The organism is Streptomyces sp. NPDC007896 (assembly GCF_042959425.1).
GTDB lineage: Bacteria > Actinomycetota > Actinomycetes > Streptomycetales > Streptomycetaceae > Streptomyces.
Map to the genome: position 1 here is coordinate 30,774 of NZ_JBIBKX010000009.1, position 25,710 is coordinate 56,483.

The 25,710-nt window shown below is 69.2% G+C and carries 30 protein-coding genes and 2 pseudogenes; 17 read left to right on the plus strand and 15 right to left on the minus strand.

What is annotated here, in order from left to right:
- Positions 1-55 precede the first annotated feature (55 nt).
- Entirely contained in the window at positions 56-1,171 is a 1,116-nt protein-coding gene (locus ACFZDJ_RS27555) for an arginase family protein (protein ID WP_391062626.1), read from the plus strand.
- A 356-nt stretch (positions 1,172-1,527) separates the two neighbouring features.
- Here the strand turns inward: ACFZDJ_RS27555 and ACFZDJ_RS27560 are convergent, their stop codons facing one another.
- Positions 1,528-2,493: a WYL domain-containing protein gene (locus tag ACFZDJ_RS27560; protein ID WP_391062629.1), complete on the minus strand. Its 966-nt coding sequence runs from the start codon at positions 2,491-2,493 to the stop codon at positions 1,528-1,530.
- Between the two features lie 63 nt (positions 2,494-2,556).
- On the opposite strand from ACFZDJ_RS27560, the gene ACFZDJ_RS27565 reads away from it, so the two are divergent.
- The 6 genes and pseudogenes from ACFZDJ_RS27565 to ACFZDJ_RS27590 form a co-directional block, all read left to right on the plus strand.
- Positions 2,557-2,943, plus strand: coding sequence for a VOC family protein (locus tag ACFZDJ_RS27565; RefSeq protein ID WP_390941755.1), 387 nt, complete (start codon positions 2,557-2,559; stop codon positions 2,941-2,943).
- A gap of 422 nt (positions 2,944-3,365) precedes the next feature.
- Positions 3,366-4,355 (plus strand): TIGR03564 family F420-dependent LLM class oxidoreductase, encoded by a 990-nt coding sequence (locus tag ACFZDJ_RS27570; protein WP_391062631.1) that lies wholly within the window; start codon positions 3,366-3,368, stop codon positions 4,353-4,355.
- A 96-nt stretch (positions 4,356-4,451) separates the two neighbouring features.
- Positions 4,452-5,366, plus strand: coding sequence for a patatin-like phospholipase family protein (locus ACFZDJ_RS27575; RefSeq protein ID WP_391062635.1), 915 nt, complete (start codon positions 4,452-4,454; stop codon positions 5,364-5,366).
- Positions 5,367-5,758: 392 nt separating this feature from the next.
- A complete protein-coding gene (locus ACFZDJ_RS27580; protein ID WP_391062638.1) occupies positions 5,759-6,559 on the plus strand; it encodes a maleylpyruvate isomerase N-terminal domain-containing protein in 801 nt (266 codons plus the stop codon).
- A gap of 532 nt (positions 6,560-7,091) precedes the next feature.
- Entirely contained in the window at positions 7,092-7,388 is a 297-nt protein-coding gene (locus ACFZDJ_RS27585; protein WP_362405013.1) for a transposase, read from the plus strand.
- Positions 7,385-7,609 (plus strand): annotated as a pseudogene (locus tag ACFZDJ_RS27590) (transposase); the annotation flags it as partial. The gene ACFZDJ_RS27585 and the pseudogene ACFZDJ_RS27590, both read left to right, overlap by 4 nt.
- Here ACFZDJ_RS27590 and ACFZDJ_RS27595 read toward each other — a convergent pair.
- From ACFZDJ_RS27595 to ACFZDJ_RS27605, 3 genes are all read right to left on the minus strand, one after another.
- The gene (locus ACFZDJ_RS27595; protein WP_391063402.1) at positions 7,502-7,723 is read right to left on the minus strand and encodes a hypothetical protein; all 222 of its coding nucleotides are present in this window, start codon (positions 7,721-7,723) and stop codon (positions 7,502-7,504) included. The pseudogene ACFZDJ_RS27590 and the gene ACFZDJ_RS27595 sit on opposite strands and share 108 nt — an antisense overlap.
- Positions 7,724-7,839: 116 nt before the next feature.
- Positions 7,840-8,385, minus strand: a complete 546-nt coding sequence (locus tag ACFZDJ_RS27600) for a hypothetical protein (protein WP_391062642.1) — start codon at positions 8,383-8,385, stop codon at positions 7,840-7,842.
- Positions 8,386-8,497: 112 nt separating this feature from the next.
- Positions 8,498-9,004: a winged helix-turn-helix transcriptional regulator gene (locus ACFZDJ_RS27605; RefSeq protein ID WP_391062645.1), complete on the minus strand. Its 507-nt coding sequence runs from the start codon at positions 9,002-9,004 to the stop codon at positions 8,498-8,500.
- A gap of 108 nt (positions 9,005-9,112) precedes the next feature.
- On the opposite strand from ACFZDJ_RS27605, the gene ACFZDJ_RS27610 reads away from it, so the two are divergent.
- Together ACFZDJ_RS27610 and ACFZDJ_RS27615 are read left to right on the plus strand one after the other, a co-directional pair.
- Complete coding sequence (locus ACFZDJ_RS27610) at positions 9,113-9,898, plus strand: oxidoreductase (RefSeq protein WP_391062648.1); 786 nt, start codon at positions 9,113-9,115, stop codon at positions 9,896-9,898.
- A gap of 25 nt (positions 9,899-9,923) precedes the next feature.
- Positions 9,924-10,283, plus strand: a complete 360-nt coding sequence (locus ACFZDJ_RS27615) for a nuclear transport factor 2 family protein (RefSeq protein ID WP_391062650.1) — start codon at positions 9,924-9,926, stop codon at positions 10,281-10,283.
- Between the two features lie 9 nt (positions 10,284-10,292).
- Here the strand turns inward: ACFZDJ_RS27615 and ACFZDJ_RS27620 are convergent.
- Positions 10,293-10,685 (minus strand): annotated as a pseudogene (locus tag ACFZDJ_RS27620) (transposase); the annotation flags it as partial.
- A gap of 27 nt (positions 10,686-10,712) precedes the next feature.
- Here ACFZDJ_RS27620 and ACFZDJ_RS27625 point away from each other — a divergent pair.
- The 3 genes from ACFZDJ_RS27625 (at position 10,713) to ACFZDJ_RS27635 (ending at position 12,705) form a co-directional block, all read left to right on the plus strand.
- Positions 10,713-11,009: a hypothetical protein gene (locus ACFZDJ_RS27625; protein ID WP_391062652.1), complete on the plus strand. Its 297-nt coding sequence runs from the start codon at positions 10,713-10,715 to the stop codon at positions 11,007-11,009.
- Positions 11,010-11,019: 10 nt separating this feature from the next.
- Entirely contained in the window at positions 11,020-12,054 is a 1,035-nt protein-coding gene (locus tag ACFZDJ_RS27630; protein ID WP_391062655.1) for an NAD-dependent epimerase/dehydratase family protein, read from the plus strand.
- Between the two features lie 336 nt (positions 12,055-12,390).
- Positions 12,391-12,705, plus strand: coding sequence for a hypothetical protein (locus tag ACFZDJ_RS27635; protein WP_391062656.1), 315 nt, complete (start codon positions 12,391-12,393; stop codon positions 12,703-12,705).
- Here the strand turns inward: ACFZDJ_RS27635 and ACFZDJ_RS27640 are convergent.
- From ACFZDJ_RS27640 to ACFZDJ_RS27655, 4 genes are all read right to left on the minus strand, one after another.
- Entirely contained in the window at positions 12,679-14,415 is a 1,737-nt protein-coding gene (locus tag ACFZDJ_RS27640; RefSeq protein WP_391063356.1) for an Imm49 family immunity protein, read from the minus strand. The two genes, ACFZDJ_RS27635 and ACFZDJ_RS27640, sit on opposite strands and share 27 nt — an antisense overlap.
- Before the next feature lie 353 nt (positions 14,416-14,768).
- Positions 14,769-15,866, minus strand: coding sequence for an integrase core domain-containing protein (locus tag ACFZDJ_RS27645; protein WP_391062659.1), 1,098 nt, complete (start codon positions 15,864-15,866; stop codon positions 14,769-14,771).
- Positions 15,867-16,295: 429 nt separating this feature from the next.
- A complete protein-coding gene (locus tag ACFZDJ_RS27650) occupies positions 16,296-16,949 on the minus strand; it encodes a response regulator (protein WP_390941768.1) in 654 nt (217 codons plus the stop codon).
- On the minus strand, positions 16,946-17,971 hold the full coding sequence (locus ACFZDJ_RS27655; RefSeq protein ID WP_391062662.1) for a histidine kinase: 1,026 nt from the start codon (positions 17,969-17,971) through the stop codon (positions 16,946-16,948). Before ACFZDJ_RS27655 ends, ACFZDJ_RS27650 begins: the two co-directional genes overlap by 4 nt.
- Before the next feature lie 96 nt (positions 17,972-18,067).
- On the opposite strand from ACFZDJ_RS27655, the gene ACFZDJ_RS27660 reads away from it, so the two are divergent.
- The 4 genes from ACFZDJ_RS27660 (at position 18,068) to ACFZDJ_RS27675 (ending at position 20,455) form a co-directional block, all read left to right on the plus strand.
- A complete protein-coding gene (locus ACFZDJ_RS27660) occupies positions 18,068-18,832 on the plus strand; it encodes an ATP-binding cassette domain-containing protein (RefSeq protein ID WP_390941772.1) in 765 nt (254 codons plus the stop codon).
- Positions 18,832-19,620, plus strand: coding sequence for an ABC transporter permease (locus ACFZDJ_RS27665; RefSeq protein WP_391062665.1), 789 nt, complete (start codon positions 18,832-18,834; stop codon positions 19,618-19,620). The genes ACFZDJ_RS27660 and ACFZDJ_RS27665 overlap by 1 nt, the downstream gene beginning before the upstream one ends.
- Before the next feature lie 339 nt (positions 19,621-19,959).
- The gene (locus ACFZDJ_RS27670) at positions 19,960-20,238 is read left to right on the plus strand and encodes a DUF6233 domain-containing protein (protein WP_391062667.1); all 279 of its coding nucleotides are present in this window, start codon (positions 19,960-19,962) and stop codon (positions 20,236-20,238) included.
- Positions 20,239-20,311: 73 nt separating this feature from the next.
- Entirely contained in the window at positions 20,312-20,455 is a 144-nt protein-coding gene (locus ACFZDJ_RS27675) for a hypothetical protein (protein WP_391062670.1), read from the plus strand.
- Between the two features lie 222 nt (positions 20,456-20,677).
- Here the strand turns inward: ACFZDJ_RS27675 and ACFZDJ_RS27680 are convergent, their stop codons facing one another.
- Together ACFZDJ_RS27680 and ACFZDJ_RS27685 are read right to left on the minus strand one after the other, a co-directional pair.
- Entirely contained in the window at positions 20,678-21,181 is a 504-nt protein-coding gene (locus tag ACFZDJ_RS27680; RefSeq protein WP_391062672.1) for a hypothetical protein, read from the minus strand.
- Positions 21,182-21,209: 28 nt separating this feature from the next.
- On the minus strand, positions 21,210-21,659 hold the full coding sequence (locus ACFZDJ_RS27685) for a NucA/NucB deoxyribonuclease domain-containing protein (RefSeq protein ID WP_391062675.1): 450 nt from the start codon (positions 21,657-21,659) through the stop codon (positions 21,210-21,212).
- 800 nt (positions 21,660-22,459) lie between these two features.
- On the opposite strand from ACFZDJ_RS27685, the gene ACFZDJ_RS27690 reads away from it, so the two are divergent.
- Positions 22,460-23,023, plus strand: coding sequence for a dihydrofolate reductase family protein (locus ACFZDJ_RS27690; protein ID WP_391062678.1), 564 nt, complete (start codon positions 22,460-22,462; stop codon positions 23,021-23,023).
- Here ACFZDJ_RS27690 and ACFZDJ_RS27695 read toward each other — a convergent pair.
- The 4 genes from ACFZDJ_RS27695 to ACFZDJ_RS27710 all read right to left on the minus strand — a co-directional run bounded on the left by ACFZDJ_RS27695 (position 23,020) and on the right by ACFZDJ_RS27710 (position 25,610).
- Positions 23,020-23,343 carry a hypothetical protein gene (locus ACFZDJ_RS27695; protein ID WP_391062681.1) on the minus strand — a complete coding sequence of 108 codons (324 nt, stop codon included), beginning with the start codon at positions 23,341-23,343 and terminating at the stop codon, positions 23,020-23,022. The genes ACFZDJ_RS27690 and ACFZDJ_RS27695 overlap by 4 nt on opposite strands.
- Positions 23,344-23,490: 147 nt before the next feature.
- The gene (locus ACFZDJ_RS27700; protein WP_168504335.1) at positions 23,491-23,784 is read right to left on the minus strand and encodes a DUF1330 domain-containing protein; all 294 of its coding nucleotides are present in this window, start codon (positions 23,782-23,784) and stop codon (positions 23,491-23,493) included.
- Positions 23,785-23,817: 33 nt separating this feature from the next.
- Positions 23,818-25,251 carry an MFS transporter gene (locus tag ACFZDJ_RS27705; RefSeq protein ID WP_391062684.1) on the minus strand — a complete coding sequence of 478 codons (1,434 nt, stop codon included), beginning with the start codon at positions 25,249-25,251 and terminating at the stop codon, positions 23,818-23,820.
- Complete coding sequence (locus ACFZDJ_RS27710; protein ID WP_168516743.1) at positions 25,248-25,610, minus strand: MarR family winged helix-turn-helix transcriptional regulator; 363 nt, start codon at positions 25,608-25,610, stop codon at positions 25,248-25,250. Before ACFZDJ_RS27710 ends, ACFZDJ_RS27705 begins: the two co-directional genes overlap by 4 nt.
- Positions 25,611-25,710 lie beyond the last annotated feature (100 nt).

The window sequence follows — 25,710 nt, forward strand, 5'->3', positions numbered from 1 at the left end:
GCCCGGCGCCATCCGTACCAAAGGGCTGTCCGGACGGGATCGAAAGGAGCCGCTCATGGAGGGTGTACCGCCGGATGCCTGGAAATGGGAACTCGACCGTACGTCCGACCCGAGGCGCGAGCCCGGGCCGATCAACCTGCAGCGGTATGCGTTCGTACCGGCTTACGCCGGGATCGCCACGTTCTTCGGGCTGCCGCTATGCCTCAATCCGGACGACCTGCGTGCCGGCCACGTCGATGTGGCAGTCGTCGGGGCGCCGGTGGACATGTCCACCGGGCACCGGGGGGCGGCCTACGGGCCACGTGCGATCAGGGCCGATGAGCGGATTCTGCCCAACACTCCGCAGATACTGGTCAATCCCAGCACCCGCATCAAACCGTTCGAGGAGTTGACGGTAGTCGACTACGGCGATGCCGCCGTGGACCCGTTCAGCATCGACAACTCCATGGAACCGATCCGTGCTCTGGTCCGCGAGATCGCCGGAACGGGCGCGATCCCGATCGTGCTCGGCGGGGACCACTCGATCCTGTGGCCGGACGCCGCGGCTATGGCCGACGTGTACGGGGCGGGCAAGGTCGGCGTGATCCACTTCGATGCCCATCCGGACTGCTCCCACGACCTGTTCGGCCATCTCACCTCGCACGCCACACCGATCCGCCGGCTGATCGAGGACGAGCATGTCCCCGGGCGCAACTTCATCCAGATCGGCCTGCGCAGCGCGATCGCGCCTGACGACGAACTGTTCGACTGGATGCGCGAGCACGGACTGCGCGCGCACTTCATGGCCGAGATCGACCGACGCGGATTCGACGTGGTCCTCCAACAGGCCATCGACGAGGCGCTGGACGGGCCGGAACATCTTTTCGTGTCGCTGGACATCGACGTGCTGGACCCGGCCTTCGCGCCGGGCACCGGCACCCCGGAGCCTCCCGGCCTGACCAACCGCGAACTGCTGCCGGCCATCCGACGCATCTGTCACGAGACGCCCGTTGTGGGCATGGACATCGTCGAGGTCGCACCCCACCTCGATCCCGGCTACACCACCACCATGAACGCTCGCCGAGCCATCTTCGAGGCGCTGACCGGGATCGCAATGCGCCGCAAAGGTCTGCCCGGTCCCGACTATCTGGACCCGGAGGTCGCCGGACCGCCGCCCGGACAGCAGACATAGCCGTCGCCCTGAACGGCGAGCAACCCGATACGCTTCCTCACCTGAGGGGTGCGTCTCCCCAACCCACGTCCAGGGCCCAAGACAAGTTCATCGTCCCAGGTCAGAGACAGCCTCGCCTCTCCGGCCCTTCCCCCGAACAACTAACTAGATGATCTGCACGCAGAAAGTGCCCTCCTGCTGGTACGACTAGACAAGCCTCATCGTTGCAGCTCAGAAGGCGCTTTCGCTCGTCCGATCATGTTCCGGACGCGACCTCGGATGACACGCGCCGCCGAGCAGCAACGGCGAACAGAAAAAAGCCCCCGTAGACGCTTCCGGCGCCGGTTGAGATCGGCGCTCGCGCTCGGCGTGATCCTTTACGAGGGCAGATTGCCCCCGTTGTCCTCGAACAGTTCTCGGGTGCGGTGCAGGAGTGCCTGCCTCACGTCGTCCGGGGACAGCACTTGTAGCGGGGTGCCCAGGCTGAGCAGGTATGCGGCGAGCTCGTCGGCGTCGTTGCCGCCGATCTCGACGATGGTGCCCTCGAGGCCGTCCGGATGGTGGATGCCGACTATGGGCCGGACCAGTCGCAGTGCTGCGTCCAACGGCAACGGTAGGCGGACCCTCGCGGAAAGCGGGTAGGTGCCGCCGCCGATGCTGCGTGAGACGAGGACCGCCGGGTCGGGTGGGTCGACGAGTTCCACCACCTGCCCCGTCGGTTGTGCGTGCGCCACCCGGTCGGCCCGGAACGTCCGCCACTGGTCGCGCGCCACGTCCCGGGCGACGAAGTACCAGCGGCGCCCGGTGTGCACGAGGCGGTACGGGTCGACGTCGCGGACCGTGGCCTTTCCTTCCCGGTCTCGGTAGGACAGGCGGGTGCGCTCACTCCGGCGGCACAAGATGGCCAGTTCGAGCAGCATGCCCGGCGCGATCTGCTGCTCGTCGTGCCTGAGTGTGTACGCGAACGCGCCGTCCAGTTCGCCGAGCCGGTCCGCGATCCGCGGGGGCAGTCCCTGCCGCAGTTTCAGCAGCGCGGACAGCGATGCCTCGTCGCTGCCGAGGACGCCGCTGAATGCGGCCTCGCGGAGGGCGACGGCCACAGCGAGTGTCTCCTCGTCGTCGAGGATCAGTGGCGGCATGCGGGTACCGCTCCCCAGGCGGTAGCCGCCCCAAGGGCCGGGCTCGGACTCGACGCCGTAGCCCAGCTCCCGCAGCCTGGCGATGTCCCGGCGGACGGTGCGTTCGGTGACCTCCATCCGACCGGCCAGCTCGCCGCAGGTCCACGATGGTCGCGAGGACAGCAGCGAGACCAGTCGCAGCAGACGGGCGGAGGTACTGATCACATCTCGAAGTATCGCCCATGACCAGGACAGAACCTGTCCTGATCCCGGCCTAGTGTCGTTTCCATGAGCACCGGAACCACGTCCGCACCGGCGATCCGCTACGCGTCCGTCACGTTCGACTGCCCGGACCCCGCCGAACTGGCTCGCTTCTACGGCGAGGTCCTCGGCCTGCCCGTGCGCTTCTCCAGCGACGACTTCATCCTGCTCGGCAAGGAGGGCGAGACCGGACTGAGCTTCAACCGGTTGGCCAATTACCAGCGTCCCACCTGGCCGGACCCCGTCCAGGAAAAGCAGGCCCATCTCGAACTGGGCGTCGACGACCTGGACGCCGCCCAGGCACGATTGCTCGCCCTCGGCGCTGTCGAGGCGGCGACTCAGCCTCACCCTGATCTCTGGAGGGTCCTGCTGGACCCCGCCGGCCATCCGTTCTGCATCACCACCCTGGGCTGAGCAGGACCGGCCGACCGGTGGCCTGCCCCCCCGTGTCCGGCGGGAGCCGGTGAAGTCGCGGCAGTCCTGCCCGGCGGACAGCCGAGCGTCCGTACGGCGGGGTGCCTCGCCATGTCCACCAGGCCGTCGAACTCTGCGACGGCCGATGGGGTGCGCTGGGTTCTCAAGGCTTTCGCCCAGCGACCGGGCATTCGGAGCGAGTCCTCAGGTCTTCGGAGGCAGGCCGCCGTTCCGCTGACGACTCCGGACGGTCCGGCCGCTTTCACGGCTGACTGGGCCATTTTGATTGCGGAACTGGAGAAGGTCATGACTGCACAAAACGCTGAACCGAAGCGTGCGTTGGCTTTGGGCGGCCCGATTGACGCCGTCGTACGGATTTCCCACGAGCGGAAGACGATGGCTTCCGAGAATAAGGCAATGGTATGAGCATCGGTGTGGTCCTCGCCACCACCGCCACACGCTCCGGCAACTACGTCGACGCCGTCACGCGCCAGGCCCGCGAGGCAGCGGAGGCCGGTCTGCGGTCGGTCTGGTTCGGCCAGCCGTTCGGCTACGACGCGGCCGCCCTCGCCGGGATCGTGGGTCGTGAGGTCTCGGGCGTCGAGGTCGGCACCTCCGCGATCCCGATCTTCGGCCGCCACCCGCTTCTGGTGGCCGGTCAGGCGCAGACGTCCCAAGCCGCCACCCACGGCCGCTTCCACCTCGGGCTCGCGTTGGGAAGCAAGGCGTTCACCGAAACGGCCTTCGGTATCCCCTACGAGCGGCCGATCGCCCGGTTGCGTGAGTTCCTGACCGCGCTGCGCACCCTCCTGGAGACCGGCGGCGCCGACTTCCACGGCGAACTGCTCAGCACCGCGCCGACGCTGCCCGTCGGCCTGCCCGGGGCCGATCCGCGGGTGCCGCTCCTGATCGGCGCGATGGGGCCGCAGGCGCTGCGGGTCAGCGGGGAACTGGCCGACGGCATCCTGCCCTACCTCGCCGGGCCCAGAGCCCTCAGTGAGCGGATCGTCCCGGCTGTGACCTCGGCCGCGGCCGAAGCCGGCCGTCCCGCGCCCCGCATCGTGGCCTTCGTGGCCGGCGCGCTGACGTCGGACCCAGAGTCGGCACAGGCGGCCGCGGTCCGGCAGATGGCCTTCTACGACCGAATTCCGTCCTACCAACGGGTGATCGCCCTGGAAGGCGCGGAACGGGCCGCTGATCTGGCGGTTATCGGCGACGAGGACACCCTGGCCGCGGCGGTGCGCCGCTACTTCGACGCCGGCGCCACCGACGTGGTATTCACCCAGACCGAAATCGCGGGGGAGACGGACCGCGAGCGCACCGTGCGGTTCCTGGGCACACTCGGCCGGGACCGGCAACCTGCCGGGACACCACAGGCGGGATCTGCCGACAGCAAGGCTTTCGCCCAGTGACCGGGCAATGCCGAGCGAGTCCGCACGTCTTCGGATGCCGTCCGCCGACCCGCTGGCAACGCCGGATGACCTTCCCCCCACAACCAAACTGACCTCTTGATCGCGAAACTGGAGAATGCCATGACGACACAAAACGGTGAACCGACGCGTGCGTTGGTCCTGGGCGGCGGCGGCCTGGTGGGCATCGCCTGGCAGACGGGTTTGCTCACGGGCCTGCGTGAAGCCGGGCTCGACCTGGCCGACGCCGAGGTAATTCTCGGCACCTCGGCCGGTTCGGTCGTGGGGGCCCTGGTGGCCTCCCGCACCGACGTTACGGCCGTGCAGGCCAGAATGGCCGCCGTGGCCGAACTCGTGGGCGCCGAGCAATTGGCTGCGGGCTTCAAGAACTTCATGACCGCGGTCTGGCACGCCGATCTCGAGACCAGTCCCGTCCAGGGGCTGCACTCGATCGCCAAGGCCGCCGAAGGAACGAAGACGATCGATGAGCGGGCATACCTGGGCCTGTACGAAGCGTTTGCCGACCTGCCCTGGCCCAGCGCATACCACTGCACCGCCGTCGACGCCGAAACCGGTGAACTGGTGGTGTGGGGCCCCGAGTCCGGTGTGCCGCTGCAGAACGCGGTGGCGTCAAGTTGCGCCGTTCCGATGATCTATCCGACCGTCACCCTCAAGGGGCGCCGCTACATCGACGGCGGGATTGCCAACCACCTCAACCCGGCTGCTGCACCCCGGACCGACCGCATGATCGCCATCTCCTCCGTCCCGTTGGGCGTCGACGTGCCTGGCATACCCCCCGCGATGGGTAAAAACGCTGACCGCGAACTCGCCGCCGTCGGCGCGGACAGGTGGCTTGCCACGGTCGAGCCGCTCGGCCGCTCGGAGGAAGGCCGGGTGGTCAACGCCATGGATCCGCAGGCGGCCTCTGAGGCCTATGCCCTCGGCCTGCGCCAGGCTGAAGTAGAACTCGACCGTCTCAGCGCCGTCTGGACCGGCCAGCGCCCATCGGTCTGACACGGCCCGGCCCCCCGATGGAATCCAGGGAACGGGCGGTGGTGAGCGGCTGTTGTTGTTCCGAACTTGAGGAGTGCTGGTCGAACGGGAGTCACCTGAACTCCCGACTCGACCGGTCCTCCCCCGCCGTCGTGACCTCCGCGTCCATCACATCGAGCGGCAGCATGACCGCGCGCACCGGGTGGACGTCACGTCGCCGAGGTGCCAGGCCGCACGGCGAGGCCAGAGCACCCACAGGCACGACGCCTGGCGTACCGCCACCACCAGCGTCCTCGCAGCAGTGCGCAGCTTGTCACCCGAGCGGTGGGAGGCGAGGACGTCCGCAATGGCCAACCGGCGGCGACTGTGAAAATCGCTGTCCGATCACCGGAGCACGGTGATAGACATCCGGCGTGGAAAAGAATCTTGAGTTCCCCGACCTGTTGCGACTGATCGATGAACGGTCGACCGCCTTCCGCGCCGTGGTCGCCGCCGCGCCCGGTCTCGACGCGCAGGTGCCGACCTGCCCCGGGTGGACGCTGTTCGATCTGGTGAAGCACCTGGGTGGGGGAGACCGTTTCTGGGCCGCCATCGTCGGCGCGGGGCCTGCCGACGCTCCCCCGGCCGAGGCCGTCGCCGCGCGCGCCGCGCTGGAAGTGCCGCAGGAGCGTGAGGCCCTGCTGGCCTGGCTGGACGCGTCGACGCAGCTTCTGCTGGGCGCCCTGCGCGCGGCGGGACCGGAGAGCGGTTGCTGGACGTGGTGGCCCGCGTCGCAGTCACCGCAGACCGCCGGCGGCACCGCCCGGCACCGGGTCCAGGAGACCGCGGTGCACACCTACGACGCCCAGCTCGCCGGGGGCGCCCCGCAGCCGCTGCCGGTCGAGCTGGCACTCGACGGTGTGGAGGAGTTCCTGTTCACCGTCTGCGCAACGCCGAGTGCCTGGCCGCACAAGCCCACGGCCTTCGACTTCCACGCCGCCGAGGGCCGCTCCTGGCGCCTCACCGTCGACGGCGACGGCGCACGCACCACCCGCATCCCCGCGCCCACCGCCGCGACCGGCGAGGACTCGGACGCAGCCGGCGCCTCCGTCCACGGCACGGCCAGTGAGCTGGTCCTCTACCTGTACGACCGGATCCAGGCCGACTCCTTGCACGTTGACGGAGACGCAGGGCTGCTCGACCTGCTCCGCGCCTGGGAGCCGGAGGAGAAGTAGGACGTAGCGGGGGCGGTTGGCCGCGCCTCGAGCCGGTAGGACACGACTCTTCGCCAGGTTCGTCAGTCGCGCCACCGGGCTCAAACCCGCGAGGCGGCCTCGGGGCGTCACCAAGCCGACCGGGCGGCCACGCTGCACCGCATGTCGCCGCTCTGCCTTGAGGCATCACACGCCAGGGCCTCTTGGGGCATCCGTACGGCGCTCACGTGACCGCCACCACCATGAGCACCAGGACCATGCACGCTGTCTAAAGCGAGGCGTTGCCCGCCCGGCAGCCACGAGGTGTCACGGTCCGGCACTCGAACATCCCGGGAACCAACCGCTTCCTCGGAACGCCCTTAGCAACGGATTAGGGCCTCTTGGTAGCTCGAAGGGTGTCGAAGCCAACGTGCGGTCCAGGAGGCCCTGTTGTCGCATTTCTACGGCAACGCGGGAGTGGGGTCCACTTCGGCCACTCTCGCGTGTGACTGTCTGGCTCACAGGTTCGGGAACGCCAGAGACCACGGGGCGCGAGCGTCGGTATCCCACCGACATGTCGGACGCCGAGTGGGCGGTGGTCCGGCCACTGCTGCCGGTGCCGGGCTGGCTGCGGGGCCGGGGCGGGCAACCGGAGGCTTATTGCCACCGCGCGATGCTGGACGCGATCCGCTACCTGGTCGACAACGGCACGAAGTGGCGGGCCATGCCTGCCACTTCCCACCGTGGGACCGGGTCTACGCGTTCTTCCGGCGCTGGCGCAACCACGATCTGGTCCGCGAGTTCCACGACCGGCTCCGCCGCCTGGTCCGCGAGCGGGCCGGGCGGGACTCGGAGCCGGGCGCGGGCGTGATCGACTCGCAGTCGGTCAAAGCGGACGCGGTCGTCGGCTCTGACAGCCGCGGCTTCGACGGCGGCAAGCTGATCAACGGGCGCAAGCGGCACGTCGTGGTCGACACCCTTGGCCTACTGCTCGCGGTGATGGTCACCGCAGCGGATGTGGGCGACCGCGCCGCGGCCCAGGTCCTGCTCACCCAGGTCACTGCCGCGCACCACCTGCTGGCCCTGGTCTGGGCCGACGGCGGATACACCGGCAGCCTCGTCGAGTACTGCCTCGCGGCCCTCGCCCCCGGTCCTCGCCATCGTCAAACGCAGCGACGACATGCGCAGCTTCGTCGTGCTGCCCAAGCGGTGGATCGTCGAGCGGTTCTTCGCCCACTTGATGCGAAGTCGCCGTCTCGTGCGCGACTTCGAGCGTTCCATCGCCAGCGCGGAGGCGATGGTCTACTGGTCGATGACGATGCTCATGACCCGCCGCGTTGCCCGGCCACGTCCTTCGCGAGCGTGAATCGGCCAGGTGCCGGCTCGATCAGCCAGCCGCGCGCCGTCAGCCGCTTGGCCTTCGATCGCAGTGCCTCCACCTTTCCCGGTACGGGGTCCAGGCCGAAGCAGGCGGCCATCTCCTGGCACGTCAACGCTCCTTGACCGAGTCGGTTACGGTCGCTGAGGGCCTGCAGGATGAGCTGGTAGTCCACCGACAGCGCCGACCAGGCCAGCCCCGCGCGCCACACCGGCACCACTGTTTTCGGCTTCGCCGCCTCCGCCGGTTCGGGCCGCGCCGGTTGCACACCGGGAGCCGGCAGACCCTCGGAGGCAGCGGGGCCGACGACGGCGTCGTTGCCCGGGGCCAGTACCTCGCCAACGCGTGAGCGGGCGATGACCCACTCGTTCCACTCCCGCTCAGCCACGGCCAGCTCCGCCTGGAGGCGGTCGACCTCCTCCCGCAGATCGTCGACACAACGGCGAGCGGTGAGCTCACGCTGTTCCAGCAGTCCCACGACCGACGGCATCCTCGACCTCCACCAAAGCAACGACACGACACGTCACCACTGCCACGAGACCGCCGACCCTATGCCTGACCAGCGAGAACGCAGTCCTCAAGCCCGGAAAGACAACAACCTCTTACGCCTCCGCGGGGGTGGTCGGTCGTGTCGCATATCGGTGGCGCATGGCGTCGCTGGCTGCAGGACCTGCGGTGAAGACGTAGGTGTCGCTGTCGTCGAGCCGGCGGCCCGTCTTGGCGTCGACGACGACGGGCTCGACTTCCTCGCCGCTGTGCGCGTCGATGAGGATCATGCTGCGTTCGGCCGGTGTGAGGCGGGAGTTGCCCCACGCGGCCAGGGCGACGACCACCGGCCGCAGGGAGCGACCCAGTTCGGTGAGGACGTACTCGTGGCGTACGGGGTTGGTCTGGTAGGGCCGGCGCTCCAGCAGCCCGTCCGCGACCAGGGTCTTCAGCCGGGTGGTGAGCATGCTGGAGGAGATACCCAGGCTCTCCTGGAACTGGTCGAAGCGCGTGTAGCCGTCGAACGCGTCGTGGAGGATCAGCAGCGTCCACCACTCGCCCACGTGGTCCACCGTCGTGGACAGCGGGCACTCCCGGTCCTCCAGCCTGATCCGGCTTGCCATGGTGGCCATCCCCTCAGTTACTGCTAAAGTCGAAGTTAGTAGCTTCTATTTTAGCAGTAATGACGGGAGCGGTGCCTTCTGCGCCCGCACCCGGGAACGGAGCACACCGTGACCACATCCATCAGCGAATCCCTCGAAGGCCGACGTGCTCTGGTCACCGGCGGCACCAAGGGCACCGGAGCCGCCATCGCCCGACGTCTCGCCCAGGCCGGCGCGACCGTGCTGGTCACGGCCCGCAGTCGCCCCGACGACGTCGAGGAGAAGGCGTTCATCACCGCCGACCTGTCCACCGCCCAGGGCGCCTCTCACGTGGCCGCCGAGGTGGACGCCCGCGTGGGCGGCGTCGACATCCTGGTCAACACCCTCGGCGGGTCCGAGGCGCCGGCCGGAGGGTTCGCCGCGCTCGGCGAGGACGACTGGGCCAGGGAGCTGAACACGAACCTGCTGGCCGCCGTCCGCCTGGACCGCGCGCTCCTGCCGCGCATGATCGCCACGGGTCAGGGCGTGATCGTCCATGTCACCTCGATCCAGCGCCGCATGCCGCTGTGGAACGGAACCCTGGCCTACGCAGCCGCCAAGGCCGCCCTGACCACCTACAGCAAGGGCCTGGCCAACGAGGTCGCCCCGCACGGCGTCCGCGTCAACACCGTCTCGCCCGGCTTCGTGCAGACCTCGGCCGCCGACAACCTCGTCGCCCGGATCGCCCACGAAGCAGACATCACGCAGGAAGCAGCGCTGGGCCGGCTCATGGACTCCCTGGGCGGCATCCCGCTGGGCCGTCCCAACCGGCCCGAGGAAGTCGCCGAGCTCGTCGCCTTCCTCGTTTCCGACCGCGCATCGGCCATCGTCGGCGCCGAACACGTCATCGACGGCGGCACCACCCCCACCGTCTGAACCCGCCACCACCCCAAGGAGCGTCATGCACGACAACCAGCCCCGAACCAGCACCCCGGACACCCTGCCCGAGGTGATCACCCGCTACCTGACAGCGCACCGCGCCCACGACACCGCAACCGCAATCACGGCGTTCACCCGCGAAGCCACCGTGATCGACGACGGCAACACCTACGAGGGCACCAAGGCGATCGGGAAGTGGCTCGACCGATCGGCCACCGAATTCACCTACACCATCCACCTCACCGGCGCCCAGCAGACCGACGCAACCCGCTACATCGCCACCCACCACCTCGAGGGCGACTTCCCCGGCGGGACCATCGATCTGCGTTACCAGTTCACACTCCGCGACGGCCTCATCGAACGCCTCGTCATCGATTCCTAATGCGGTCTGTCAAGCCGCGAGGACGGTGGGCGGCGTGAGTTCGTAGCACCGTCCGTCGCGCAGAAGGGCCCAGAGGACGTTCACACGGCGTCGGGCGAGAGCGAGGACGGCCTGGGTGTGACGCTTGCCCTCGGCTCGTTTGCGATCGTAGAACCGGCGGGACTCCTCGCACGTTCGGATGCTGAACAAGGCGGAGGTGTAGAAGACGCGTTGGAGCCTGCGGTTGTATCGCTGGGGGCGCCGTAGATTGCCGCTGATCTTCCCGGAATCTCGCGGTGCTGGGGCGACGCCGCCGAAGCCGGCGAGCCGGTCGGGAGTTCCGAAGACGCTCATGTCGCCGCCGGTGGCGGCGAGGAACTCGGCACCGAGGATGATGCCCAGGCCGGGCACGCTGGTGATCACTTCGAAACCTTCGGCGCGCAGGGCGTCATGCTCGCCGGCAACATCATGGCGATCGCCGTCGGAACCAGCGGAACCCGCATCGGCCTCACCAGGGGCCGCTCGATCGCGAGCACCGCGCTCGGCACCGCCGGACTGATCGCGTTCCCCCTCTTCATGACCAACGTGTTCACCGGCTGGATGTGGAACATCGGCCTGTTCGAACGCGCCGTCATCTACCCGATCATGATCGGCCACGCCCTCCTCGGAAGCAGCGTGGCCGCCACCCAGCGCCACCACCGTGCGACGCACCCGCTGGCACCCCTTACCGCACGAGCCGAGAGCTGAGGAGAGACAGATGACACAGGTACTGGTCACCGGAGGAACCGGCTTCATCGGAAGCTGGTGCATCCAGGCCCTGCTGGATGCCGGGCACACCGTCCGCACCACGGTCCGCGACCTGCGGCGCGAACCGGCACTACGGTCCTGGCTGCACGCGGCCACACCGTTCGACGACGACCGTCTCACGGTCGTACGCGCCGACCTCGAACAGCCCGAGGGCTGGGATGCTGCCGTCGCCGGCTGCGAGTTCGTCCTGCACGTCGCCTCGCCGACGCTGCGTCATACGCCGGCGAACGACGACGACCTGGTGGTCCCGGCACGCGAGGGAGTCCTGCGGGTGCTGCGCGCCGCCCGCGACGCCGGTGTGCGCCGGGTCGTCCTGACCAGCGCCTTCGGCGCCATCGGGATCGGGCACCCCCCGCGCTCGACCCCGTTCACCGAGGAGGACTGGACGAACGTCGACAGCGACATCCCGCCCTACCAGCGCTCCAAGACACTCGCCGAACGCGCCGCCTGGCAGTTCATCCAGGACGAAGGCGGCGGTCTGGAACTGGCAGCGGTCCACCCCGTGGGGGTCCTTGGCCCCCTGCTCGGCCTGGACGACCCGCCATCCCTGCGACTGGTCCGCAGAATGCTCGAAGGACAGGTTCCCGCGTGCCCTCCCTTCGCGATGGGCTTCGTCGACGTCCGCGACGTCGCGGATCTGCACCTGCGCGCGATGACCGATCCGGCAGCCGCCGGCGAACGCTTCCTGGCCATCGCCGGGCACAGCCTGCGCGTCATCGACATAGCACGCGTCCTGCACGACCGCCTCGGTGAGCGCGCCGCGAAGGCCCCGACCCATGAACTGCCCGTGTGGCTCGCCCGCACACTGGGCCTCGTGAACCCGGAACTGCGACTGCTCAAGCACCAGCTCGGCCGGGATCTCGACGCCACAAGCACCAAGGCGGAGAAGCTCCTCGGATGGCGAGCGCGCCCCATCGACGACACCATCGAGGACACCGCCGAGAGCCTCCTCGCCCACGGCATCGGGACAAAGACCGGATCCTAGCCGACCGACGCGGCAGTCCTCCGCCGGCCGGGTGCAGCGTCGGCGTCGCGGCCGGACAGCACCTCGCACGAGCTGGAGCCTCCGGCCTCAGCCGTTCACCACAGCCCTCGCACACTCGCCCGGCCGTCCGCCCGGCGCCATCGGACACGCCGTCAGCTTAGTGCCCAAAGCCACACAAAACCGAGGATCGAAAACAGTCACTTACCTCCGGAGGCCGCTTCGTTGCCCGTACCCGGCCTCAATCCTCAGCCTGCCTGCACTTCACGGAACAGCGGCCAGAGCCAGATTCAAATATCGCCATCACCGACGCGCGCGGCCACCAGGAATGAGGACTGCATGCCCACCGACTACCCCGTGACCCTCCCGCCCGTTCCCCAGGACCCCGAGACTGCCTGGCACGCCCAGCGCGTGAGGGACACGGTTTTCGAGCGTCCGGACGAGGGGTGGCCCTGCGCCACCACCACGTTCGCGATTGACGCCTCCACCGCGACGGAGGCCGAGCTTCGCGTGCTGGAGTGGATCCACCACAGCTACGAGGACGACCTTCGCCAGGCGACGACAACCGCAGAGAGCCAGGCCGGGCGGCGGAGAGGCCAGCAGGGCCGTTCCGCCGTGGACCCGCCCCTAGAAGGGTTCGGCGGCGCGCAGTAGACCCTGCGGAAGGTAGGGGGATTCGACGCGGATGTCCCAGCCGCGGCGGCGAGCGTGGCAGGCCAGGGCGAGGACGTCGAGGTTGACGGAAGCATCCGGATCGTCGGCGCGGTCGGCGACCTGGTAGTAGTCGCGGTGGGCTTCGAGCGCGTCGGCCAGGGCCAGGTTGAAGCTCTCCTCGTCGCCTTCCACGAGCTGCGACAGCAGCACGGCCGGCGGCATGGCGAAGCCCCAGTCCTTGGCCTTCTCTGCCTGCTGCAAGGCCCGCTGCGCGGCCGGTTCGGGATCGGTGCCCTTCAGGTAGGCGTGGAGGGCTTCGCGGTACGCGGTGAAGGCGGAGCCGTCCGGGCGGGCGAAGGCAGGGCCGGTGAGGACCAGCGGGGCGAGGTCTTCGCGTGCGCCGGTGATGAGGGCGAAGGTCGTGGCCGTCTGCCAGTTGCCGGCTCCGGCTTCCTCGTCCCGCTGGGCCGGGTAGCGCAGTTTGCGGCCGTCGATGGTCACCTCAACCTCGGTGCCCGGCTCCGCCAGTGCGATGCGGAAAAGGGCCGCCCCCAACTGGGAGGCCAGCCGAAGGTTCGCAAGCTGGGCGTCCGTGACGCCGCCGGGGTTCCCCGCGCGCCACTTGAAGAGGCGCTCCTGGTCGCTCATGACGCTGCCGAGCTGCCGGACAGCGAGGGGTTTGCCGTCGACGGGGGTGAACGCCTCCCGAGCGTGTTCCTCGTAGATGGCCTCGATCTGCGGGCCCACCGTCCAGTCGAGGGCCGGCCGTTCCACCGCCAGTGGGCCTGCGGCGAGCGCGGCCACCGCGTCCGGCCGCCGGTTCCGGCCGAACCCCGCGACCCGCGAGCCTCGGCTCTCGAAGCCGGTGATCAGTGCGTGCGGGAGGTAGTCGGTGTGGACGGCAGGCGCCCAGCCCAGGATCCGGTATGCGAGCGCGGCGAGGGCCATGGGGACAAGCGGGAGAAGGGTACTCGGGGAGGCTGCGGGGCCGTGCAGGGTGGTGTGCCTGACCAGGAGGTCGGCCAGCGCGGCATCGAAGGCCTCCCGGTCTTCGGCGGCCAGGGCGCGCAGCGTGTGCAGCGCTACGCTGTCCGGCCGGTCCAGGAGGGGCTCGCCCGTCTCCCCGGCGCGGGTACGGATGCGGTCCAGGGCCGCGTCAATGGCGGCGAGCTTGACCTGCGCGCTCGGCGGGTACTCCTCGTCGTCACCGGTGTCGTCCAGGACCACGGCCATCAATCCTGTGGCGAGCTCGCCGGCGGGCGTTCCCTGCGCCTGCGCGGCGAACTTCTCCCGGGCGAAGTGGAAGGCCTCGCCGTGCCACTTGGCTTTGTCCCTGAGGACCGACAGGCAGAGCGCGTCGATCCACTCCCCGGGCGTGACGCTCTCCTCGGGGGCATCCTCACCCGGGTCGTAGCTCATGCCGAAGTTCACGTACTCCAGGAAGACTTGGAAGCTGCAGTGCGGGTGGTACGCCGCGTAGGCGACAGCGCCGGCCGCGGCCTCGGAGGCGTCCTTGAGGGCGGCCTTGGCCTCCGAGGTGTCGAGGTCAGGTGTCTCGACGGAGAGGGCGCCCAGGTAGTCGAGGAACTCGTCGGCGATCGACTGCCACTCGTAGGTGGCCATCCGGCCGGCCCGCGACATGGACCGCACCTGACCCCCGATACGGTTCGTGAAGTCCTCGCGTGCTGCCGACACGACGGACCCGCCCACCTGGTGACGCTCTATTCGCACTGCCCTGCTCCTTGATCGAATCTCTGCAGACAGCCTAGGCGCGGGATCTGACAGGCCAGCTGCTGCCGGGTACGGGGCTCTAGCCGGGCCGCGCCGAGAGATTCGTGGCGGGTGGCGGTGCGACTGCCGCGCCGCGCCGGGGGGCTCGCGGGCCCTAGGGTGGCCGGCCGCCCCGGGCCCTGCCGGAAGCCCAAGCCCGCCGCAGAGCAGACCTCCGTGTAGGCGACGGGGAAGGCCAGCCGCGCGTACGACTGTGGCCGACTTCGCCGGGGGCGGGTGCTCCCATCCCGAAGGAAAAGAGGAGTCCTTGCCGAAAACTTCGTCCGTACAGGTCACGCGGCATGTTGGTACTCGTGGAGGATGCCGCCGAGTCGGTCGCGTTTTCGTATGTCGAGGCGGGCGATCTGCCCCGGATCGGTGATCGGTGGGGGCAATGGGTGCAGTGGGCGGGCGTTGGCGATGCCCTGATGCGGTCGATGCCCGTTGTAGAACTGCTCGAACTCCCTCAGCGCGCGGAGCAGGTGGTGATGATTCCAGATCAGGGTGCGGTCCACGAGTTCGTGGCGGCAGGTCTGCACCCACCGTTCCATGATCGAGTTCATGCGCGGTATTCGCACGCCGCTGAGGACTACCTCGATGCCGGCGTTGGTGAGGATGGGGTCGAACAGTGCGGGGAACTTCCCGTCCCGGTCCCGGATCATGAACCTTGCCCGGCAGTCGGCGTCTTCGAGGTCCATGACGAGGTTCTTCGCCGCCTGGGTCACCCAGGCCGCGGTGGGATGCGCAGTGGCGCCCAGGACCCGGATTTGCCGGTTGGCGTGCTCGATCACCGCGAAGACGTACAACCGCGCCCCGGACAAGGTGACGGTCTCGAAGAAGTCACACGCCAGAAGGACGTCCGCTTGGGAGCGCAGGAAGTCCGACCAGGTGCTCGACGCCCGTTCGGGGGCCGGCGGGATGCCGGCGTCCTGGAGGATCTCCCAGACCGTGGACGCGGCTACCTTCACTCCGAGTACCAGCAGTTCGCCGTGCACGCGCCGGTACCCCCAGCTCGGGTTCTCACGGACCAGGCGCAGTACGAGGGCCCGGATGGAGCGGACGGTGCGGGGTCTGCCCCCGCGGTGGGGCCGGGATCGGGCGGCATGCCGGCGGGCGACCAGGTCACGGTGCCAACGCAGGATCGTGTCCGGCCGCACCAGCAACCGCATACGGAACAGCGCCTCCTTCGGGAGGTCATGCAGCAGCGCCGCCAGGAACGCCCGATCCCCCGGTGCGAACTGGACTCGCTGCCCGTTCAGATGCCGTTGCAGCAGGGTGATCTGATGGCGTAGAGCCAGGATCTCTACATCCTTGTCCCGGGTGCTCACCGGCAGCAGTCGCAGCATCGCGAACATGTTGGTCACGCTCAGGTAGGCGAGTTTCAACAGCACGAGCGACCATCATGCCGAGGTGATCGTCATCTCCGCCAGAGCACTGCGTCGGCCTCAGCATCCGACGGAACGAAGATCACGGCACACGGGCTCTGACCAGGGCGGATGAGGTTATCGGCAAGGGCACGGCTATCGATCAGCGCTGGACGCAGCTTCTTCTCGGCAGCTTCAAGGAGGACGGGACGGCCCCCGGAGGTCGACTCCGGCATGGAGCTGCTGCAGCACTACGAGGCGCTGTTCCTGGAGCGTGCGGGAATCGACAGGCCTTCGCCTTTTTACTACAGCCTCGGAACTGGTGAGGTGTAGGGCCTCATTTGGAATGTCCCGTTCCGTCGTGGGGACCTGCGTGTTTATGGTTTGTCTCATTTGTGGGCCAAGGCGTCGTGTCTCACGATCTTGGCTTCTCGGGGACAGTCGAGGGCTGGCGGACTAGCCGGTGAGGCCGCTGCGGTAGGCGTGGATGACGAGTTGGACGCGGTCGCGGGCGTCGAGCTTGGCCAGCAGCCGGGCGACGTGGGTCTTCACCGTGCCCGCGCCGATGTACAGCCGTTCGGCGATCTCGGCGTTGGTGAGTCCTTCGGCGACGAGCAGCAGCACTTCGCGTTCACGCGTGGTGACGCCCTCGGGCAGCCGCGGCGGTTCCTTGACGTGCGGTTGCGCCGGCCTGTTGACGTATGCCGCGATAAGCCGTTTGGTGACGCGTGGCGCGAGCAACGCCTCGCCCTGGGCGACGGTGCGGACGGCGGACAGCAGGTCAAGGGGCGGGGCGTCCTTCAGGAGGAAGCCGCTGGCCCCGGCGCGCAGTGCGCCGAAGACGTATTCGTCGAGGTCGAAGGTGGTGAGCATCAGGACACGGGCGTGGCCGGCGGCGGTGATACGACGGGTGGCTTCGATGCCGTCCATCTCGGGCATCCGCACGTCCATGAGGACGACGTCGGGCCGGTGTTCGGCGGCTGCTGCGACGGCGTCCCGGCCCGTTGCGACGCTGCCGATCGACGCGAGGTCCGGGGCGGTGTCCACGATTCCGGCCAGGCCGATGCGGATCAGCTGCTGGTCGTCGGCGACCAGGACCCGGATGGTCACGGTCGCTCCCGTGCGGCGGCAGTGGGCTGTGGCCTGTCCACGGGGATGCTGGCCCGTACCCGGAAGCCGCCAGTCGCGGCCGGCCCCGCCTGCAGGGTGCCGCCGTAGAGGGCGAGGCGCTCACGCATCCCGGGCAGCCCGCGTCCGGTGCGGCCCGGGGCCGGCCGGATGCTGCCGTCGTTGATCACCGTGAGGGTCAGCTCGCCGGGTCCGTACGCGACGGTGACGTGCGCGGTGCTCGCGTCGGCGTGCTTGACCACGTTGGTCAGCGCTTCCTGGACGATCCGGTACGCGGCTGCCTCCAGCCCTGGGGGCAGGGGCCTGGCGTGCCCGGTGACGGTGAGGTCGATCCGCAGGCCGGGGCGCCGGGTCCGTTCGGTGAGACGGTTCAGGTCGGCGAGTTTTGGGGCGGGGGCCAGGCCCGTGTCGCCTGCGTCGTGGGTGTCGTCGTGCAGCACGCCGAGCATGCGGCGCAGCTCGACGAGGGTCTGCCGGCCGGTGGTCTCGATCGCCTCCAGCGCGCTGCGCGCGTCCTGGGGACGGTCGTCGAGCACCAGGCGGCCGAAGCCTGCCTGGACGGAGATCACGCTCATCGAGTGGGCGATGCTGTCGTGCAGCTCGCGGGCGATTCGCAGCCGTTCCGCGGCCGCCTCCCGATCGGCGCGGTCGCGTTCCTGCCGCACCAGCGCGTGCAGATACCGGCGCCGCTGGCCGACCGCGAAGCCCACCGCCCAGGCGACGGCGAAGAGCAGCGCGAAGGGCACCACGGCCCCGGTGTGTTCGAACCTGGGCAGGCCGGTGGACAGCGCCATCGCCAGGGCCGCGGCCAGGGCGATTCCCGCGGTGCGGGCCGGGCGCAGGGACGTGACGCAGAAGAGCGCGAAGGCGAGCGGCAACCCGCCCCAGAAAATCGCCTGCGGATGCCACGGTGCCAGGCCGCACACCGCCAATGACAGAACAACAAGGGCCTCCGGCCAATAGGGCCGGAACGACTCCGGGGCCGCCTGCGTCTTCCGTTCCACGACCTGAGCCTATGCGTCTCCCGGTCATGCCCACATCGTCCGCGGGCCCTATGCCGTACGGCAGACCCGGGCCCGAAAGGACCTGCCCGCGGGCAGATGAAGAGTCTCGCCCGTCCCGGCATCGTCATGGACGTGATTCGATGCGAACATCTCACCAAACGCTTCGGCCGCAAGGCCGCCGTCGACGACCTCAGCTTCGAGGTCCAGCCCGCCCGCGTGACCGGCTTCCTCGGTCCCAACGGCGCGGGGAAGTCAACCACGATCCGGGCCGTCCTCGGCCTGGACACCCCGGACGCCGGCCGCACCCTGGTGGACGGCGTGCCCTACAGCCAGGCCGAACAGCCGCTGCGCCGTGTCGGCGCGCTCCTCGACGCCGGGGCCGTCCACCGGGGCCGTACGGCGCGGGCGCATCTGGCCGCGCTCGCGGCCACCAACCACATCCGGCGCGGGCGAATCGATGAGGTGCTCGCCCTCACCGGCCTCGCCGACGTCGCCCACCGCAGGATCGGCACCTACTCGCTCGGCATGAAGCAGCGCCTGGGCATCGCCGCCGCCCTGCTCGGCGACCCGCCCGTGCTCATCTTCGACGAACCCGCCAACGGCCTGGACCCGGAAGGCATCCGGTGGATCCGTAACCTCATGCGGTCGCTGGCCGCCGAAGGACGCACCGTCCTTGTCTCCAGCCACCTGATGAGCGAGATGGCCCTCACCGTCGACCACCTTCTCGTCATCGGGCGAGGACGTCTGCTCGCTGACGTCCCGATCACCGACTTCGTTCCTGCCGGCGCCTCACTGGAAGATGCCTACCTCGACCTCTCCGAATCCGCCGTGGAGTACCGGACCGAAGGGACGGAACACTGATGCCCACTGCACTGACAGGTGCCATGGCCAGCGAGGTGATCAAGCTGCGCTCCCTCCGCTCGACCTGGATCACCGCCCTCATCGCCGTGGCATTCGGCCTGGCGCTGAGCGTCATGGACGTCGCGCACACCGCCAACGCCTGGCCCCACATGATGACGGCCGACCGGGCCCAGTTCGACCCGGTGGGCGACTCACTCTCCGGCTTCGCCTTCGCCGTCCTCGCCTTCGGCGTCCTCGGCGTGCTGGGCGTCAGCAGCGAATACACCACCGGACTGATCCGCTCGACGCTGACCGCGACGCCCCGGCGCGTGCTCGCCTACACCGCCAAGACCCTCGTCATCGGCGGATTCGCCCTGCTACTGGGCGAACTGGCCGCGTTCACCAGCTTCTTCATCGGGCAGGCCGTCCTGGCCAAGCAGCACCTTGACGTCGGTCTGGGCACTCCAGGCGTGTTTCGCGCCGTGTCCTGTGCCGGGCTCTACCTGTTCGTCGTCACCGTCGTGGGCTACGGCCTCGGGGCCGTCATCCGGCACACCGCCGGAGCCATCGCCGCGCTCTTCGCCCTGGTCTATCTCGGCTACGGCGCAGCCAAGGCCGCCGAAGGCTGGTCCTATCTGCCCAGCAAGCTCATGCTGAGCAACGCTGCGGACGCCCTCGGCCAGCTCCACCCGCACCCCCTCCACCCGGAACGCACCCCCTCCCTCTCCTTCGCCCTCGTCGACCTTGCCCTCTACCTAGCACTCGCCCTCACCTGCGGAGCCTGGCGCTTCACTCGCGACGCCTCATAGTCGCTCCGCCCGATCCGCGGCAGACGTTTCCGGCCCCCACGGAAGACCATCACTCGGCGGGATCCAGAGCGTGGCACCGGCGCAGAGCAAGATCAGCACTCCGACACGTAATCGATCAAAAGAGAGTGCGTCTCATCGCTCTGTCCCTTGGGCCGGACAAAGGCCATCGTCAAATAAGAAAGGGACATGTGAAATGCGAGCCTACAAGAGGACGCATCTTTGGATGACGCAGAGTGACGGCCGCTGAGCCGTTCTGCGGCGCCTGCTGAACCGGCCCGGCTCGTTACTGAGCCGCGGGCTTGACAAAGCTGATTCCACAGAATGCGGGTGTGGTACGCCATGTGGCTGCAGCGCATCGACACCAAGATCGCCGCCCTCCAGGAGCGGAACGCCGAACAGGAACAGGGCCGGAACAACCGGCCGCAGGAGCCGGACTGGATCGTCGAACTCGGCATCGGCAACGGACGCCCGCCCATCGAAGTGCATGTCGGCGGCTGCTACGCCGCGGGCAAACGACGACGCCCCGTCCCGCGCGACGAAGCACGCCGGCTCCTCACCTCGGGCGTGCGCGCCTGCACGCACTGCAAGCCCGACGCCCAGCTCCGCATCCTCGACTGACAGTGAGGATGTGACGTGGTGACGCCGCGGGTGGGTCTGACTCGCCGACTGACTGACATCTCGACTGTCCTGTGTGGGATTTGTCGGCCCGCCGGACATCACCACGCACGCGGCCGGACGGGCGCTTGTCTGCGCCGGGAAGGTCTCCCTGACGGCCGCGCAGAAGGCCATCGTCACCGACTGGACCACGGCCCTCAGCACCCTCGGTCTCGGGTGAAGAACGGCGCGCGTGCAACTGCCCTGCGGTCCGATCCGAGGCGGCTTCTTCGGAACAGAACGGGGCAGGGCTCGGGGCCTGCGACTGCCGTTGGAGTCAGCCGTGCCTCGTCCGGAACCGCCGGCGACGGTCGTGCTGTGCCCCAGCTCATGCTGAGCTGCCCGCCTGCCCAGGTACGGGCAGGCGGGCAGCGGGCGTGTCGGTGGCGGCCGGGCGCTGGGGTCAGCGCTGGCGGACTGTGGCTCCGTAGCCGTCCGTGAGGCGGAGGGCGGCCGCTTCTTGCCGGGGTGCGGGCCAGGCCTGGATGAGGTACCACTCGGTGACTTCGTCGGGTGCGAGGTCGACGGCGGTGTCCCGGCCGCGGGCGTGGATACGCAGCCGGTAGTCGCCTGGCCCCCTGAAGGACAGCACGGGGAGTTCTTCCTCGAGGTCGGCCATCATGCCGCGGACCATCAAGCCGCCGGCCGCGGAGTGGGCCGAGATCTCCACGATCTCCTGCCAGTTGCCGTCGTCGGGTGACGGTTCGGCCTCGTGGAGCGAGACGGTGACGTCGACGTAGCCGGTGTGGATCCCCGTGCTGACGATGGTGACGCCGTCAGCGGTCCTGACGAGTCCGTTGTGAGTGCGGTCCAGGTCGAGGCCGGTGGGTCCGTCCTCGTCGCTGATGTCGAAATGGTGGTACTCGACCGGGACGTGCTGGCTGTCTCGTTCAACCTCATCGCTCATATTGCAGTCCTCTACCCGCGGTTGGCGGCTACTTGATCCAGACGCGGAACTTGTCCTTCTCAATGATGCGGTTATACCCGTAGAAGTTTTTCAGGGCCCGGCCACCGTCCTCGTTCTGCGTTGCGTTGATCAGGCGCCAGCTGAACTTCCCGCCACCGGTCGAGGCTCCCTGCCAGGTCGAGGCGAAGGGATATTCGTCGCACTGCTTGCCAGGAGGCCGGTGACGGCTGGACGGGCAGGCCTTTTTGCGATTCTGGGTGATCTTGGACTGGTTCGTCAGCCGGGGGAGGTAGCGCTTGGTGCTGTGCTTGCCGGGCAGGTTCTTCGTGTTCTGCGCGTACTCAATGTGCTTGGCCAGCTCCGGGTACGGCCCGTTCTTCGCGTACACCATCTCCGGGATGTTCGGCATGACACAGCCGATCTTGGACGTGCCGGGCAGAGCGTTGTCGCAGCGCACGGGCGGCGTGGGCAGCGTCACCGCGTTTGACGGGGCCGGCCCAGGCGGGGTGGGGGAACTTCCACGAGGCCGACGCCTGGCCTTCGCCCTTGTCGCCCTTGGGCGTGGCTCGGATGGTCGAGTCGAGGAAGAACTCGCCGACTACGTCTTTGGTCTGGCTCATCGGCTGGGACGGGAAGTCTCCGTGGTGCACCTTGCACTTGCCCGCACACGTGCCGCTGCCGCTCGCGCTGCTGCCGGTGGCGGCGCCCGAGCTGGAGACCTGCTCGAGCAGTACCTGGTACGCCCAGCGCTTGTCGTCCCGCACGCTGTAGGCGTAGGCCACGGTCAGGTAGTGCATCCGGCCGACTACTTCCCCAGTACGGGAATCATGCACGGTCAGATCAGCGGGAAAGATGCCGCAGGCCTTGAAACGGGTGACGTACCACTGGGCGCTCGCGCCGTGATCGTCACACCAGTTGGGTGTGGGCCAGGCACTGAGATTCGCCCGGAGTCCAGCGCCGGATGCCGCCGTGTTCCAAGACAGGCACGCCACCGGCTTGTCCGATTCCCCCTGTGTGGTCGAAACAGCGGGTACACACCGTCAACTAACGCATGCCCCCGCCGCGTTCATGTCATCGAAGCACAGCAGTCACACAACTTGCATATGGATATGAGGCGTGTCGGATCGAGGCAGGAGCCGCGTACAGGCGGCCGGCCGGCGTAACCAGAAGATGCAGCCCGGGGGCCGAGCACGCATGCCCAGGGGATCCCGCAAGCCGCGATGAGTCCTGCAGCGTCCGGCGGTCGTACTGTCGAACCCGTTACGAGGAGGACTTCTGATGCGCAGCGTGACCTACTCGATGAACGTCTCACTTGACGGCTACATCGTCGGGCCGGACGGCGACTTCGACTGGACGGCGCCCGACGAGGAGGTCTTTCGCTCCTGGATCGACGAGATTCGAGAGGTCGGCGTCCACCTGTTGGGACGACGGCTGTACGAGACGATGCTGTACTGGGAGACCGCCGACCAGGATCCATCGCTCGACGACTCCATGCTCGAGTGGGCCGCGATCTGGAAGCCGCTCCCCAAGGTGGTGTTCTCCACCACGCTGCCGGCGGTGCAGGGCCATGCCCGGCTGGCCTCCGGCGGCCTGGCGGAGGAGATCGAGCGGTTGCGAGCCGAGCCGGGAGAGGGCGACATCGCGATCGGCGGCGCGACTCTCGCCGCCGAAGCGGCCGCGTTGGGTCTGATCGACGAGTACCGGGCCAGGGTCTACCCGGTGCTGGTCGGCGGTGGCATTCCGTTCTTTCCCCAGCACGAGCGCCGGGTGGATCTCGAACTCGTCGAGACCCGCACCTTCAGCTCAAGAGTCGTCTACCTCCGCTACCGCGTGGCACGCTAGGCGCCCCGCTGCCGCCGGGCCGGCTTCTTCGCCGTCGCGGTCTTCTTGGCAGGCGCCTTCCCCACCGTCTTCCCGGCCGCCTTCTTCTTGGCCGTCGGCATCTCGCGGACCTCGGCCTCGCCGGCGTCCTCGCCTCGCGCAGCCTGGGCCTTGCGGACGCTCTCCTGCAGGGCGGCCATCAGGTCGACGACCTTGCCGCCCGGCTCCTCAGCCTCGGTGCTCGGCTTGGGCGGCTGCCGGCCCTCGGCCTTCGCCTCGATCACCGCTTCCAACGCCTGGCGGTACTCGTCCCGGTAGCCGGAGATGTCGTCCGTCGTCATCGAGTCGACCTCGACCGCTGACAGACGATCAAGACCGAAGACAGCCGCCCACGACCAGCACGAGCACCCACGAACCCCGCCACACAGCAGCCGCACCAGCGAAAACCAAGATGGTGGATCTTCAGTGAAGATCCGACTGGACCTCGGTCAGTCGATGCCTTCGACGATGCGGAAGTCGCGCTCGACGCCGTCGGAGAGGGCGACCAGCGCCTCCTGGTAGGCCGCACTCTCGTGCGCCGCGACGGCCTGCTCGAAGCTGTCGAACTCGATCAGGACGGTGCGCTCGGCGATTCCGGCGTCATGCGCCACGACCCGACCGCCACGGACGAAGGTCCGACCGCCCCCGGCCTCGACGGCCGGACCGGCCAGCTTGTTGTAAGCAGCCAGCTTCTCAGGGTCTGAAATGGTGCGGTAGACGCTGACCCAGTAGCCCTTGGGCATGGAACCTCCAGTGTTGGGATGAGTGCATCTGACTTACGAGTTGGTCTCGGACGAGCGTCGGCGGGCGAGAGCGAGGCTTGTCAGCGTCGTGATCGCCATGGCGCCGATGCCGACCAGCGCCGCGGTGGTGTAGGCGCTGTCGTCGGGGAAGAAGTGGCCGGGGCCGGTGCCCGCGGCGAGGATCAGGCCGCCGATGGCGCTGCCCAGGGAGTACCCGACGCTGCGGACGACGTAGTGGAAGCTCATGGCGCTCGACGTCTCGCTCTTGGGGGTGACGGCCAGAATGACGCCGGGCATCGCGGCCGAGAAGCCGCCGACGCCGAAGCCGAGCACGCCCATCGCCGCGAACAGTTCGGCCAGGTCCGACCGGGCCGCCGCGAACAGGGCGAACCCGCCGCCGACCACGACGGCGCTGCCGGCCAGGAGCAGGGGGTCGGCGATCCGCGTCCGGACCCGCGGCGTGAGCTTGCCGGCGACGAACCCCAGCACCGAGAACGGGATGAGGACCAGCCCGGCGACGAAGGTCGTCAGCCCGAAGCCGTAGCCGGCGCCGTGCGGCGTCTGCGCGTACCGGGTGATGAGCGTGAGCAGGAGGTACATGCCGATCCCGCCGACGAACATGGCGAGGTTCGCCCCGGCGACCGCCGGGTGCCGCACCGCCCGCACATCGACCAGGGGCGTCGTGCTGCGCAGCTCGATGACGGCCCAGACGCAGAGCAGCACCACCGCGACGACGGCGAGGCCCGCCGCCACGGCGAGGTGCCGGCTCCACAGATTCCGTTCGCCGGCGAGGAACAGCACCAGGAGCAGCGCAGCAGCCAGGACGACCGCGCCTGCCACGTCCACGTGGGCGGAGCGGCCTTCGGGGGCTTCGGGCATGGAGCGCCACGCGGTCAGGAGGGCGGCGGCGGTGACGACCAGGCCGAGGCCGTAGGCGGCCCGTACCCCGCCGAGCTCGGCGAGCAGTGCGGCCAGCGGGTAGCCGACGCCGGCCCCGATGATCGAGACCACCGAGATCAGGGCGATCACGGCCGCGCTGCGCTCCTCGGGGAGGTGGTCCCGGGCCACGCCCATCATCAGCGCCGTCAGCCCGAGCCCGACGCCCTGGGCCGCCCTGCCGGCCAGCAGCCACGCGAACGGCAGCGGCAGCACGGTGAGCGCGCTGCCGGCGACGACGACCGCCAGCGTGGCGAGGATCGTGGCCCGCCGGTGCGGGCCGGCTCCGAGCCGGCCCAGGACCGGCGTGGCGACGGCGCCGCTGAGCAGCGCGACGGTCAGCGTCCACTGCGCGCTGCCGAGCGAGACGTGGAACGAGGTCGCCACGCTGGTGATGAGCGGCGTCCCGAGGCTGGCGACCGCCGCCACGACCAGAGCGATGAACATCAGGGCGGGGACCAGCAGCCGCGCCTCGGAACGCGCCACCGGGAACGCCTTCACCGCGACCCCGCCGACCCGCTGCCCGGTCACTGCTTCGGCCCTTCGCGGTCCTGGCTTTCGAGCTCTGCCAGCTGCTTCAGCGCCGGAAGGGCCGCCACCAGCGCCTCGACCTCGTCGCCGGTGAGCTCGCCGATCAACCGCTCGAACGCGTGGACGCCCGCCTGGCGCCGCGTCCGGACATAGGAGGCGCCGGCCTCGGTCAGGCACACCAGCGTGACCCGCTTGTCGGACGCGTCGCCCCGCCGCTCGACCAGGCCGGACTCCTCCATCACCCGGACCAGGGTGGTCATCGCGGGCTGGGTGACGCCCTCGACCGCGGCCAGATCGGTGATGCGCCGCGGGCCGGTCCGGTCCAGGGTGGCCAGGGTGGCGGCGGACGTCAGGCTCATGTCCCGGGGCAGGCGTCTCGCGGCCCTGGTGGCCAGGCCGTAGAGGGCTGCCCCGATGGCGGCGGACGCGCCAGGAGCGGTGTCTTGACGACTCACGCTC

What these genes read in the sequence shown, in the direction of transcription:
- ACFZDJ_RS27570 (WP_391062631.1), top strand. Translation starts at nt 3,366, where the DNA reads ATGAGCATCGGTGTGGTCCTCGCCACCACCGCCACACGCTCCGGCAAC.
- ACFZDJ_RS27695 (WP_391062681.1), bottom strand. Translation starts at nt 23,343, where the DNA reads ATGACGACGGACGACATCTCCGGCTACCGGGACGAGTACCGCCAGGCG.
- ACFZDJ_RS27670 (WP_391062667.1), top strand. Translation starts at nt 19,960, where the DNA reads ATGTGGCTGCAGCGCATCGACACCAAGATCGCCGCCCTCCAGGAGCGG.
- ACFZDJ_RS27660 (WP_390941772.1), top strand. Translation starts at nt 18,068, where the DNA reads ATGAAGAGTCTCGCCCGTCCCGGCATCGTCATGGACGTGATTCGATGC.
- ACFZDJ_RS27635 (WP_391062656.1), top strand. Translation starts at nt 12,391, where the DNA reads ATGCCCACCGACTACCCCGTGACCCTCCCGCCCGTTCCCCAGGACCCC.
- ACFZDJ_RS27690 (WP_391062678.1), top strand. Translation starts at nt 22,460, where the DNA reads ATGCGCAGCGTGACCTACTCGATGAACGTCTCACTTGACGGCTACATC.
- ACFZDJ_RS27585 (WP_362405013.1), top strand. Translation starts at nt 7,092, where the DNA reads ATGTCGGACGCCGAGTGGGCGGTGGTCCGGCCACTGCTGCCGGTGCCG.
- ACFZDJ_RS27605 (WP_391062645.1), bottom strand. Translation starts at nt 9,004, where the DNA reads ATGGCAAGCCGGATCAGGCTGGAGGACCGGGAGTGCCCGCTGTCCACG.
- ACFZDJ_RS27665 (WP_391062665.1), top strand. Translation starts at nt 18,832, where the DNA reads ATGCCCACTGCACTGACAGGTGCCATGGCCAGCGAGGTGATCAAGCTG.
- ACFZDJ_RS27615 (WP_391062650.1), top strand. Translation starts at nt 9,924, where the DNA reads ATGCACGACAACCAGCCCCGAACCAGCACCCCGGACACCCTGCCCGAG.
- ACFZDJ_RS27680 (WP_391062672.1), bottom strand. Translation starts at nt 21,181, where the DNA reads ATGAGCGATGAGGTTGAACGAGACAGCCAGCACGTCCCGGTCGAGTAC.
- ACFZDJ_RS27555 (WP_391062626.1), top strand. Translation starts at nt 56, where the DNA reads ATGGAGGGTGTACCGCCGGATGCCTGGAAATGGGAACTCGACCGTACG.
- ACFZDJ_RS27700 (WP_168504335.1), bottom strand. Translation starts at nt 23,784, where the DNA reads ATGCCCAAGGGCTACTGGGTCAGCGTCTACCGCACCATTTCAGACCCT.
- ACFZDJ_RS27600 (WP_391062642.1), bottom strand. Translation starts at nt 8,385, where the DNA reads ATGCCGTCGGTCGTGGGACTGCTGGAACAGCGTGAGCTCACCGCTCGC.
- ACFZDJ_RS27565 (WP_390941755.1), top strand. Translation starts at nt 2,557, where the DNA reads ATGAGCACCGGAACCACGTCCGCACCGGCGATCCGCTACGCGTCCGTC.
- ACFZDJ_RS27625 (WP_391062652.1), top strand. Translation starts at nt 10,713, where the DNA reads ATGCTCGCCGGCAACATCATGGCGATCGCCGTCGGAACCAGCGGAACC.
- ACFZDJ_RS27710 (WP_168516743.1), bottom strand. Translation starts at nt 25,610, where the DNA reads ATGAGCCTGACGTCCGCCGCCACCCTGGCCACCCTGGACCGGACCGGC.
- ACFZDJ_RS27630 (WP_391062655.1), top strand. Translation starts at nt 11,020, where the DNA reads ATGACACAGGTACTGGTCACCGGAGGAACCGGCTTCATCGGAAGCTGG.